This window comes from Duganella levis, assembly GCF_009857605.1.
GTDB classification, from domain to species: Bacteria; Pseudomonadota; Gammaproteobacteria; order Burkholderiales; family Burkholderiaceae_D; genus Rugamonas; species Rugamonas levis.
This window is the reverse complement of record NZ_WWCT01000034.1, coordinates 1-11341: the sequence shown is the minus strand read 5'-3', so window position 1 is coordinate 11341 and position 11341 is coordinate 1. Positions and strand designations below refer to the sequence as shown.

Below are 11341 nucleotides of genomic sequence, written 5' to 3'. Positions count from 1 at the left end.
CTCAAACCGCTGTACCTTTTTCTCTAAAGAGATCAATGAAAACAATAATGATGAATCCTCGTAACTGGGGTGTCGGTACTAAAATTACCGTTTTTACGTTCGCCCTGATCAGTGTCATTCTGGCGCTGCTGCTGACCCTGATTAACATGAGCACCTCGGCCATGCTGAAAGAGCGCGCCAAGGCCAATGTGGCGTACAACCTGAGCGGCATCAGCAACACCGTCGAGGTGTTCAATACCGCCATGATGAACGAAGCGTCCAGCTTCGCGCGCCTGTTTGCCTCCGACTTTAACGATGGCCCGTTCACGCTCGATCCGTCCACCACCGTCGAGATCGCCGGCAAGCCGACGCCATCGCTCAAGCATGGCGGCAAGGCGCTCAACCTCGACTTCAGCATCCCGGACAAATTCACCAGCGACACCGGCGTCGTCGCCACCATCTTCGCCGCCGATGGCGAAGAATTCGTCCGCGTCACCACTTCGCTGAAGAAAGAAAACGGCGACCGCGCCGTGGGCACGCAGCTGGACCACGCCCACCCGAGCTACCCGCTGCTGCGCGCCGGCAATAGCTACATCGGCCTGGCGACGCTGTTCGGCAAACAATTCATTACCCAGTACGACCCGATCAAGGATGCCAGCGGCAAGATCATCGGCGTGCTGTTCATCGGCCTCGACATCTCCAAGAACATGGACATGCTGAAGCAGAAAATCAAGGCCATCACGATCGGCGAAACCGGCTACATCTACGTGCTGAACGCCGCCCCGGGCAAGAACCTGGGCAACGTGCTGGTGCATCCGGCCAAGGAAGGCGACAACCTGCTGGAAATGAAGAGCAACGACGGCCGCCAGTTCGTCAAGGAAATGCTGGACGCCAAGGAAGGCAGCCTGACCTATGATTGGGCGGACAAAGACGGCGGCTCGGCGCGCGAGAAGATGGTCGAATTCCACACCTTCAAGCCATGGAACTGGCTGATTGTCGGCGGCACCTACACCGAAGAAATCACCCGCGAAGCGGCGCAGCTGCGCAACCGTTACGCGCTGCTGGGCCTGGTCGCACTGGTGCTGTTCGCCGTGGTGCTGTTCCTGCTGGTGCGCGCGGTGGTTTCACGTCCGCTGGCGCGCGCCGAGGAAGCCGCAGAGCGCATCGCCGCCGGCGACCTCGACGTGCACCTGGAAATCCACAACAAGGATGAAATCGGCCTGGTGCTGCGTTCGCTGAACAATATCAGCGACAACCTGTCCGGCGTGGTCGGCCAGGTGCGCCGCGGCGCTGAACAGATCACCACCGCCTCGACCGAAATCGCCCAGGGCAACCTGGACCTGTCGCAGCGCACCGAAGAACAGGCCTCCAGCCTGGAAGAAACTGCCGCCTCGATGGAAGAGCTGAGCAGCGCGGTGACGCAGAACGCCGAAAACGCCTCGCAAGCCAACCAGATGGCGCTGGCCGCATCCGGCATCGCCGCCAAGGGTGGCGCCGTGGTGGCGCAGGTGGTCGAAACCATGGGGTCGATTACGGACTCGTCGCGCAAGATTGCGGACATTATTTCGGTGATTGACGGCATCGCCTTCCAGACCAACATCCTGGCGCTGAATGCGGCTGTGGAAGCGGCACGTGCCGGCGAACAGGGTCGCGGCTTCGCCGTGGTGGCGTCGGAAGTGCGCAATCTGGCGCAACGCTCGGCGACCGCAGCGAAAGAGATCAAGGAATTGATCGACGATTCGGTCAACAAGGTGGAGACCGGCAGCAAGCAGGTGGAAAAAGCCGGCACCACGATGCAGGAAGTGGTGGACAGCGTACGCCGCGTGACCGATATCATGGCCGAGATCAGCCACGCCAGCGAAGAGCAGCGCGCCGGCATCAGCCAGGTGCATGAAGCGGTGACGCAGATGGACCAGGTTACCCAGCAAAATGCCGCGCTGGTGGAACAGGCGGCCGCCGCCGCGCAAGCGTTGCAGGATCAGGCGCATGAGCTGGAAGATGTGGTCAAGGTCTTCAAGCTGGGCAGCCAAGCCGGCCAGCCCGCGCTGCGCCAGGACCGCTATCTGTCGCTGAAGTAATCCGGCCCGCCAGCCACCAAAGCCGCCCCGTGAAAACGTCGGCGGCTTTTTTCTTTTATAATGGCAAAATGCCCACCTTCCTCCAGCGCCGGCGTCTGACCAGCCTGATCGTCTCCCTGGCGATCCTGCTGAACCTGTACGCCCCGGCCATCAGCCACGCGATGAGCGTGCTGTCGGCCACTCCGCTGGCACTGGACATTTGCAGCGTTACGCCTTCGGCCTCGGTCATCGGCGCCGGCAAGCGCGTGCCAGGCAGCCTGCCAGCGCACGGCATGAAACACTGCATGCTGTGCGCCGTTCACGCCGGCAGCAACGCGCCACCGCCTGTCGCCAGCGGCCTGCTGACCGTACTGGAAGGCCACGACATTTACCCAGCGCAGCGCCCCGCCGCCGCGCCGCAACAGCCGATCTGGCCCGACGCCCAGCCGCGCGGCCCACCTGCCGCCGCCTGACTCCGTCCGCCGCAGCGCCACGTGTCCGTATCGCCTCATGCAGGCATACCCACGCAAGCCCTGCCTTAGCAACATCCCTACAGGATTATCTATGCAACGCCGTCTATTCATCTCGTCGTTGGCCGCCCTGCCATTCGTGGCCGGCAGTGCCCACGCCGCGTCCGGCTTCACCGCCATCGACATCACCGGCAGCGCCATCGGTCCGGATTACCAGCTGTTCTACACCAACGGCAAACCGGCCGCGCTGCGCGACTTCAAAGGCAAGCTGGTGCTGCTGTTCTTCGGCTTCACCCAATGCCCGGACGTCTGCCCGACGGCCCTGGCGCGCGCGGTGGAAATCAAGCGCCTGCTGGGCGCCGATGGCGACAAGCTGCAAGTGGTCTTCGTCACCGTCGACCCGGAGCGCGACACCGCCCCGCTGCTGAACGACTACATGCACGCCTTCGATCCGACCTTTGTCGCCGTGCGCGGCAACCTGGACCAGACCGCCAAGGCCGCCAAGGACTTCAAGATTTTCTACCGCAAAGTACCGAGCGGCAGTTCCTACACCATGGACCACACCGCCCTCACCTACGCGTTCGACACCAGCGGCAAGATCCGCCTGGCAATGAAACACGCAGAAACCGCCCAGCAGTGCGCCGATGACCTGCGCCTGCTGCTCAACCCCAAGCAACAAACCGGATTCCTGAAAGGACTATTCAAATGAAAAAGATACTCTCCCTGCTGTTGATGGCCGCGCTGCCTGCGCTGGCCCAGGTAACCGTCGGCGAACCGTGGGTACGCGCCACCGTGGCCGCCCAAAAAGCCACCGGCGCCTTCATGACGCTGACTTCGACGCAAGCCGTCAAACTGGTCGGCGCCAGCTCGCCGGTCGCCGGCGCGGTGGAAGTCCACGAAATGAAAATGGTCGACGACATGATGAAGATGCGTCAGCTGCAAACGCTGGACCTGCCGCCCGGCCAACCGGTCAAGCTGGCGCCCGGCGGCTATCACCTGATGCTGCTGAACCTGAAACAGCCGCTGAAGGAAGGCGACAAAGTGCCGCTGACGCTGGAAGTGGAAGACGCGCAGAAGGTGCGCAGCAAGATCGTCGTCGACGCGCCGGTCAAGCCACTCACCGCAACGCACTGATCATCCACCACGCCAATCCGGCGATCAGCAGATAAGGCCACGACTGCAGCGAGATTTTCCAGTCTGTCGTCGATGGCCAGCACGCCAGAAACTGTGGCGCGACGGCGAAAGCCAGCGCCACATCAATCCACTGGAAATGCAGGCCGCTGCGGGTGCGCCACCAGGCCACCACAAACGGCAGCACCACCACCGCAAACGGCGCCAATGCCGACGGCGCGGCGTTATACCAGCGCACGTGCGTCAGCCGCACCGAGCCCAACTCCCAACCACGCGCGATACGTCGCGGAATCACCGTAAAACTCGCCGGCCGCGCGCCGGTCAGCTTGCCGGCGACGAAGTGCGCCAGCTCGTGGCAGATGGTGCCGGCCAGCGTGAACAGGAAAAAGAAGGGATGGCGCGCCGACAGGACGCGGATCACCAGCGCCAGCATCAGGGACGGCGCCAGGTAAATCAGGATGTCGCGATGGTCGCAGAACCACGAAGGCGCCAGCGCGCTGCAGTCGAACAGGCTGTTCATGCGGCATCCTCGCACGGCGTTGGGATGACGTCAATTCTGCCACCTATGAGAGAGATGGCCGCTGCCAGTTCAAGGGATTCGGGTTGGCGGGCGTGCGCCTACAATCTGCGATCATCCCCTCACTGCGAGAACTTACCATGCATGAATTACTGACTCCCCAAAACGCCGCCCTGGTGCTGCTCGACCAGCAGGCCGGCCTGCAATTCGCCGTGCAATCGATGGAGCGCCAGACGCTGCTGAATAATTCGGTGGCGCTGCTGGAAACCGCGCTGGCGTTTTCCCTGCCGACCGTGATCAGCACCTCGGCCAGCAAGGTCTACAGCGGCCCGCTGCTGCCCGACCTGCACGCACTGGCGCCCGATCATCCAGTGCTGGAACGCCGCAATATGAATGCGTGGGAAGACGATACCGTGCGCGCCGCCATCGAGGCGACCGGCCGCAAAAAGCTGATTTTCTCCGGCATGCTGACGGAAGCGTGCATCACCTTCGCGGTGCTGAGCGCGCTGGAAGCGGGATATGAATGTTATGTGGTGGGCGATGCGTGCGGCGGTCTGACCTTGACCGGGCATGATCTGGCGCTACAACGGATGGCAGGCAAAGGTGCGCAGCTGACCAGCTGGGTGCAGGTGCTGCTGGAACTGCAACGCGACTGGACCCGTCATGAAACCTATGATGCGGCCCGCGCGGTGATCGAGAAGAACGGCGGCGGCTATGGCGTGGGCTTGCGCTACGCCAAGCAGATGCTGACGCCGCCGCAGTAACAAGCCGTCATTCCCGCTTTCGCGGGAATGACGTGCGTTGACGCTTAAACCGCGTCGATTGCGGCGTTGAACGTCGCGCTTGGACGCATCACAGCCTCAGTCTTCACTGGATCCGGCTGGTAATAACCGCCGATTTCCTGTGCCGAACCCTGCACGCTGTTCAGTTCATCAACGATCTTGGTCTCGTTTTCCGACAGCTGCTTGGCCAGCGGCGCGAACTTGGCGGCCAGTTCCGCATCATCCGTCTGCGCTGCCAGCGCCTGCGCCCAGTACAGCGACAGGTAGAAGTGACTACCGCGGTTATCCAGCTCACCAGTACGGCTCGACGGCGACTTATTGTTGTCCAGCAGCTTGCCGGTTGCAACGTCCAGCGTCTGCGCCAGGATCTTGGCTTTGGCGTTGCTGTTCTTGATGCCCAGCTCTTCCAGCGACACCGCCAGCGCCAGGAACTCGCCCAGCGAATCCCAACGCAAGTGATTCTCTTCCACCAGCTGCTTGACGTGCTTAGGCGCCGAACCGCCGGCGCCGGTCTCGTACATGCCGCCACCCGCCATCAGCGGTACGATCGACAGCATCTTGGCCGAGGTGCCCAGTTCCAGGATCGGGAACAGGTCGGTCAGGTAATCGCGCAGGATGTTGCCGGTCACCGAGATGGTGTCCAGGCCACGCGAGACGCGCTCCAGGGTGTAACGCATGGCGCGGGTCTGCGACATGATGTGGATTTCCAGGCCGCTGGTGTCGTGATCCTTCAGGTAGACCTGAACTTTTTTGATCACTTCCGCTTCGTGCGGACGGTAGGTATCCAGCCAGAACACGGCAGGCATGCCGGACTGACGCGCGCGGGTCACGGCCAGCTTGACCCAGTCACGGATCGGAGCATCCTTGACCTGGCACATGCGCCAGATGTCGCCGGCTTCCACGGTCTGGGTCAGCAGCACTTCGCCGGTGGCCAGATCGGTGATGTTGGCGATGCCGCCTTCAGCGACTTCGAAAGTCTTGTCGTGCGAACCGTATTCCTCAGCTTGCTGCGCCATCAGACCGACGTTCGGCACGGTGCCCATGGTGACCGGGTCGAAGTTGCCGTGCCATTTGCAGAAGTTGATCATCTCCTGGTAGATACGGGCGAAGGTCGACTCAGGCATGACAGCCTTGACGTCGGCGGTGCGGCCATCGGCGCCCCACATTTTGCCGCCGATACGGATCATCGCTGGCATCGAAGCGTCAACGATGACGTCGTTCGGCGAGTGGAAGTTGGTGATGCCCTTGGCCGAATCGACCATGGCCAGCTTCGGACGGTGTTCCAGGCAAGCGTGCAGGTCTTTCAGGATCTCGTCCTTCTGCGACGCTGGCAGCTTTTCGATTTTCTCGTACAGGTTGGCCATGCCGTTGTTGACGTTCACGCCCAGTTCATCGAACAGCTTGGCGTGTTTTTCAAACGCGTCCTTGTAGAAGATGCGCACGCAGTGACCGAAGACGATCGGGTGCGATACCTTCATCATGGTGGCTTTGACGTGCAGCGAGAACATCACGCCGGTTTTGTAGGCGTCGTCGATTTCTTTCTCGTAGAAGTCCAGCAGCGCTTTTTTGCTCATGAACATCGAGTCGATGATTTCGCCGGCTTGCAGCGCGACCTTCGGTTTCAGCACGATGGTTTTGCCGGAGGCGGTGATCAGTTCCATTTTGACGTCGCGCGCTTTATCCAGCGTCATCGACTTTTCGCCGTGGTAGAAGTCGCCGGCGTGCATGTGCGACACGTGGGTGCGCGAAGCCTGACTCCATTCGCCCATCGAGTGCGGGTGCTTGCGGGCGTATTCTTTCACTGCTTTTGGCGCGCGGCGGTCCGAGTTGCCTTCGCGCAGCACTGGGTTCACGGCCGAGCCGGTGCACTTGCTGTAGCGGGCTTTCAGGGCTTTTTCTTCGTCAGTCTTCGGGTCATCCGGGAAGTCCGGCAGCTTGTAGCCCTTGCCTTGCAGTTCGCGGATCGCCGCTTGCAGCTGAGCAACGGAGGCCGAAATGTTCGGCAGCTTGATGATGTTGGCTTCCGGCTTCAGCGTCAGCGCGCCCAGTTCAGCCAGGGTGTTCGGGACTTTTTGCTCGTCGGTCAGGAATTCAGGGAACTCAGCCAGCACGCGCGCAGCGACCGAAATGTCGCTCGCAACCACGTCAACGCCAGCTGGTGCGGTGAACTTCTTAATAATAGGCAGCAGGGAATACGTTGCCAGCAGTGGCGCTTCGTCAGTCAGCGTGTAGATGATTTTTGGATTTTGTGTTGCCATGTTCATTCCCTCGTAATCGATCGGTGCTATGGAGTAATTCCGCCCGTTATTTTAAACCCTCAAGGCCCGCTTTGTGCAAACGATGCCAGAGTATTCATAAGCAGGCTTGTCATCATACAACCCAGGCCCGCACTGCCATGGTGCATGTGTATAGAAATCAACAAGTTAAACGTTTACTAGCAAAGCAGAAGTAGATATGTGGTTGTATGATGTCTGATATCTGGGCTATGATCGTCGCACCAAAAGTAAGGAGACCGCATGACCACGCAACAACCCCAAGCTACCCGCGTACGCTGGACAATACTCGCCATCCTGTTCGCTGTCACCACGATTAACTACGCCGACCGCGCCACCATCGCGATCGCCGGCCCCGAACTGAAACGCCTGCTGGGCCTGAGTCCGGTGGAAATGGGCTTCGTCTTCTCCGCCTTCGCCTGGTCGTACGTGCTGGCCCAATTGCCGGGCGGCTGGCTGCTGGACCGCTTCGGTTCCAAAATCACCTATTTCTTCAGTATCTTCCTGTGGTCGATCTTCACCATGCTGATGGGCACGGTCGGCTTCCTGACCGGCGCCGCCGCCGTCACCACCCTGTTTATCCTGCGCTTGCTGATCGGCGCTGCGGAAGCGCCCTCCTTCCCGGGCAACTCGCGCATCGCCTCGGCCTGGTTCCCGACCAGCGAACGCGGCACGGCTGCCGCCATCTTCAACTCGGCGCAGTATTTCGCCACCGTGCTGTTCGCCCCGATCATGGGCTGGCTGGTGCATACCTTCGGCTGGGAAAGCGTGTTCTTCGTCATGGGCGGCCTGGGCGTCGTCATGGCCTTCATCTGGCTGAAAACCGTGTATGGCCCGAAAGACCACCCGAAAGCCAATGCCGCCGAGATCGCCTACATTGAAGCGGGCGGCGCGCTGGTGGACCTGGAAAGCAAGGACAAAGTCGCCGCCACCACCAAGTTGGACACCTGGTCCTGCATCAAGCAGCTGCTGGGCAACCGCATGCTGCTGGGCGTCTACATCGGCCAGTATTGCATCAACACCCTGACCTACTTCTTCCTGACCTGGTTCCCGGTGTATCTGGTGCAAGAGCGTCACATGACCATCCTGAAGGCCGGCTTTGTGGCCGCGCTGCCGGCGGTGGCGGGCTTCCTCGGCGGCGTGCTGGGCGGCGTGATTTCGGATCGCCTGATCAAATCGGGCAAATCGCTGTCGGTGGCGCGCAAGACGCCGATCGTCTGCGGCATGCTGCTGTCGACTTCGATGATCGTGTGTAACTACGTCGATGCCGACTGGCTGGTCATTACCGTGATGTCGCTGGCCTTCTTCGGCAAGGGCATTGGTGCGCTGGGCTGGGCAGTGGTGGCGGATACCTCGCCGAAAGAAGCCGGCGGCATGAGCGGCGCGCTGTTCAACACCTTTGGCAACACCGCCGGCATCACCACCCCGATCGTGATCGGCTACATCCTGCAAACCACCGGCACCTTCGCTGGCGCGCTGGTGTTCGTTGGCGCCAACGCGGTGGTCACCATCCTGTGCTATCTGCTGATGGTCGGCGAGATCAAGCGTTTTGAATTCAAGACGCCGGTGATGCGCGCCATCGAACCGAGTCGCAACGCCGTTTGACGCGTCACGCCGGTTGGCCGGCGCCGCCGCAGGCATGCGGCGCCGGCGCTGATCAGATGCTCTTGGTCTTGACGATGACGCTGACCGGCACGTCCGCCTTGTTCTCGACCACGAACAGGTTCCACCAGCTGCCCTTGCTGCCAACAAGCTGGGTGTGCCAGACAATGCTGGAGCCATCCGCAGCGGTCTGGCCGTGAATAATCGGGTCAAACTGCACCGCAAACACGAGAAACTTGTCGGTTGCGCTCACCGCGCGGTAGTCGGTCTGCCCTGCGGCGAGCGATATTTGCGTGTGGATGTAGTCTTCGCCGTCGGCAAAAGTGATGACTTTTCCCTCGTCGATGCCTGCGACCTTGAATTCGGTACCCATGTGCGTCTCCCCAACGTTATTGAAAGTAGCAATATAACAATTATTGACGGAGAACGCCATTCTGTTCAAAGCATGCCTGCTCTACTGCGTGGAAGCTGATTGCATGTGAAAAGCCATGCTGCTGGAGGATGTCCACCAATTCCTCCGGCGCACCACCGAGCCGCAGGTTCTCTGCGATCCAGCCCTGCCAGTCGGGCGTGATTTCCTTATCCTCTTCTTCCAGTTCGATGCCGGCGATGATTTTGGCCAGCAAGGCGTTGATGCGCTTGGTGTCGATCAGGTGCTGCACCACCGGATGGCCCGAATACGGAAATGGATACAGCGTACAGCTGCCCAGCGCCGACAGCCGGTGCGCGTGCATGGCGTCGAGGTTGACCGACTCGGTACTGCCCACCTTGTCCGGCCTGGTACCGAACAGGATGTGCATGTCCGGCAGCTTGCCGGCTTTGCTGCGGCCCAGCGCCAGCAGATCGTCGTAGCGGGATGGCGGCGGATTGGTGGCCAGGTCGCGCATCACCGACAGCCAGCGCCGCTCGTGGTAGAGCAAGGCTTGCGCCGGATCGAGGAAAGATAGCGGCCCAAAGGCAATCACCTGGTCCGCTTCCAGCAACAGCCCATACATCAGCGCCGCATACGCCCCCATTGACTGGCCGATAGTCACCACTTTGCTGGGACGGATCTCGCGGATCAGCGCGCGCAGGCTGGCGGCGGTCTCGTCCGGATGCGCGCCGAGACCGCCAATGGCGCGGTGATACCAGCTATTGCCGGAATCGCGCACCAGGATCTTGTTGATGTGGCAGCCGCTGAACTGCTCCAGCTTTTTCAGGCGGCCGTAGAAATCGAAATCCGGCCGCTTGTCCCACGAGACGAAGCCAAACGTAATCACCAGCAATTCGCCGGGAATGACATGGTCGACCATCACGTCCTCGGTGCTGGTCTTGACGTGGCGGTTGTCCAGGGCGGGCAAATCGTGGATCTGTATCGGCATAAACGCAGAGTTTAGCAGCTTTGATTGTCAACTTTACAGTAAGCTATAAGCAACATCAATTCTTCTTACAAAACATGAACCACCGGAATAAAGAACTCTTGCGCTTGCTACTGTCGCTGGTCATCGGCGGCGTCATCGCCTATGCCATCTTGAACCTGCTGCACATCAGCGACCGCTCAGTGGAGCGCGTGATGCACATGGTGGTCTTGCCGCTGTCGCTGGTCGGCACCTATCAGGCCTTCCGTCTACTGCCTTTCTTCAAGATTAAAGCGGTCGACACGCAGTAAGGCGGCAGCTGGTTGGCATGGCGGTAGACGATCCAGTTAAAACTGATGACGCATGCCGAGCGCACAGGTGCGGGCCCGATTGGCCGTGCTGAGACGGTCGAGCTGCAACACCGCATATAACTCGGTACGGGGCGAAGCGCTGTAGTTGTAGCCGAAGGCGCCGGTATCGCGCCGACTGTCCGGCGCGGCGTCGCTGGCGTTCCTGGTGCGGGCCCACGACGCCAGGATATTGCCGCTGCCGGCCGCCACCGACACGCCGAGCTGGCCGGTCCTGGCGCTCCCTTGCGGCAGCACACCCAACGCAACGTTGTACGCAGCGTAGACGTTCCAGCCGTCGAAGCGGTAATTGCCACCGGCGAAATAGCTGGCTTGCCGCGACAGGCCGGGCGTGACCACTGCCTGCCCCGTCCGCACCGTCTGCGCCGCCAGGAATGAAGTCAGTTTGCGCCGTCGCCAGAAACACCGGATTCAGCACACGTCCCAGCTTGACTTCGCCGTATGGCGTCTGCAGGCCGCCATAGGCGTTGCGCGCAAACAGGGCGTCGTTGGGCGCGCGGCCCGATTGGCGCCGGCCAGCGCCACCGGTATCGCCATCCACATGCCCGCTTGCCTGCACCGTCGCGTCATGACCAATCCCTTCACAGTTTTTTAAATTATCGAACGATTACTTGATGCAAAAAAAAATGCAGGCTCAGGCCTGTGCCAGCCGGCGCGCAAAGCGCAACGCTTCGAGCTGGATGCGCTCCACGCTGGCGGCGGAACGGCGCGCCACCTGGATGTTGCGCCCGGCGATCTCGCGCATGCCCTGCATCGCGCGCGCCAAGGCCGCCAGTTCGCCGCGATCGGCCGCCGGCTGGCGCGCCAGCCGCTCGACCTGGACGG

General features: G+C 61.2%; 13 protein-coding genes. 7 read left to right on the top strand and 6 right to left on the bottom strand.

Annotated features, from left to right (window positions below; all coding sequences use genetic code 11):
- Positions 1–50 precede the first annotated feature (50 nt).
- The 4 genes from GTP69_RS28015 to GTP69_RS28000 all read left to right on the top strand — a co-directional run bounded on the left by GTP69_RS28015 (position 51) and on the right by GTP69_RS28000 (position 3640).
- The gene (locus GTP69_RS28015) at positions 51–2057 is read left to right on the top strand and encodes a methyl-accepting chemotaxis protein (protein WP_161057979.1); all 2007 of its coding nucleotides are present in this window, start codon (positions 51–53) and stop codon (positions 2055–2057) included.
- A 68-nt stretch (positions 2058–2125) separates the two neighbouring features.
- Complete coding sequence (locus tag GTP69_RS28010; RefSeq protein WP_161057957.1) at positions 2126–2509, top strand: DUF2946 family protein; 384 nt, start codon at positions 2126–2128, stop codon at positions 2507–2509.
- A gap of 91 nt (positions 2510–2600) precedes the next feature.
- Positions 2601–3215, top strand: a complete 615-nt coding sequence (locus GTP69_RS28005) for an SCO family protein (RefSeq protein WP_161057956.1) — start codon at positions 2601–2603, stop codon at positions 3213–3215.
- Complete coding sequence (locus GTP69_RS28000; protein ID WP_161057955.1) at positions 3212–3640, top strand: copper chaperone PCu(A)C; 429 nt, start codon at positions 3212–3214, stop codon at positions 3638–3640. Before GTP69_RS28005 ends, GTP69_RS28000 begins: the two co-directional genes overlap by 4 nt.
- Here GTP69_RS28000 and GTP69_RS27995 read toward each other — a convergent pair.
- Entirely contained in the window at positions 3624–4157 is a 534-nt protein-coding gene (locus GTP69_RS27995; RefSeq protein ID WP_161057954.1) for a hypothetical protein, read from the bottom strand. The genes GTP69_RS28000 and GTP69_RS27995 overlap by 17 nt on opposite strands.
- Before the next feature lie 137 nt (positions 4158–4294).
- On the opposite strand from GTP69_RS27995, the gene GTP69_RS27990 reads away from it, so the two are divergent.
- On the top strand, positions 4295–4918 hold the full coding sequence (locus GTP69_RS27990) for a hydrolase (protein ID WP_161047774.1): 624 nt from the start codon (positions 4295–4297) through the stop codon (positions 4916–4918).
- 44 nt (positions 4919–4962) lie between these two features.
- Here the strand turns inward: GTP69_RS27990 and GTP69_RS27985 are convergent, their stop codons facing one another.
- Entirely contained in the window at positions 4963–7194 is a 2232-nt protein-coding gene (locus GTP69_RS27985; protein ID WP_161057953.1) for an NADP-dependent isocitrate dehydrogenase, read from the bottom strand.
- Between the two features lie 258 nt (positions 7195–7452).
- Between GTP69_RS27985 and GTP69_RS27980 the strand changes: the two genes are divergently transcribed.
- Positions 7453–8814, top strand: coding sequence for an MFS transporter (locus tag GTP69_RS27980; RefSeq protein WP_161057952.1), 1362 nt, complete (start codon positions 7453–7455; stop codon positions 8812–8814).
- 52 nt (positions 8815–8866) lie between these two features.
- Here the strand turns inward: GTP69_RS27980 and GTP69_RS27975 are convergent, their stop codons facing one another.
- Positions 8867–9184, bottom strand: a complete 318-nt coding sequence (locus GTP69_RS27975) for a hypothetical protein (protein ID WP_161057951.1) — start codon at positions 9182–9184, stop codon at positions 8867–8869.
- Between the two features lie 40 nt (positions 9185–9224).
- Positions 9225–10172, bottom strand: a complete 948-nt coding sequence (locus GTP69_RS27970; RefSeq protein WP_229261185.1) for a KH domain-containing protein — start codon at positions 10170–10172, stop codon at positions 9225–9227.
- Between the two features lie 98 nt (positions 10173–10270).
- Between GTP69_RS27970 and GTP69_RS27965 the strand changes: the two genes are divergently transcribed.
- Positions 10271–10459: a hypothetical protein gene (locus tag GTP69_RS27965; protein WP_161057950.1), complete on the top strand. Its 189-nt coding sequence runs from the start codon at positions 10271–10273 to the stop codon at positions 10457–10459.
- A gap of 36 nt (positions 10460–10495) precedes the next feature.
- Here the strand turns inward: GTP69_RS27965 and GTP69_RS31535 are convergent, their stop codons facing one another.
- Both GTP69_RS31535 and GTP69_RS27955 read right to left on the bottom strand, forming a co-directional pair.
- Positions 10496–10873: a porin gene (locus GTP69_RS31535; RefSeq protein ID WP_371868164.1), complete on the bottom strand. Its 378-nt coding sequence runs from the start codon at positions 10871–10873 to the stop codon at positions 10496–10498.
- Positions 10874–11150: 277 nt separating this feature from the next.
- The coding region (locus GTP69_RS27955; protein ID WP_161057949.1) for a hypothetical protein at positions 11151–11341 on the bottom strand (191 nt) is incomplete at its 5' end.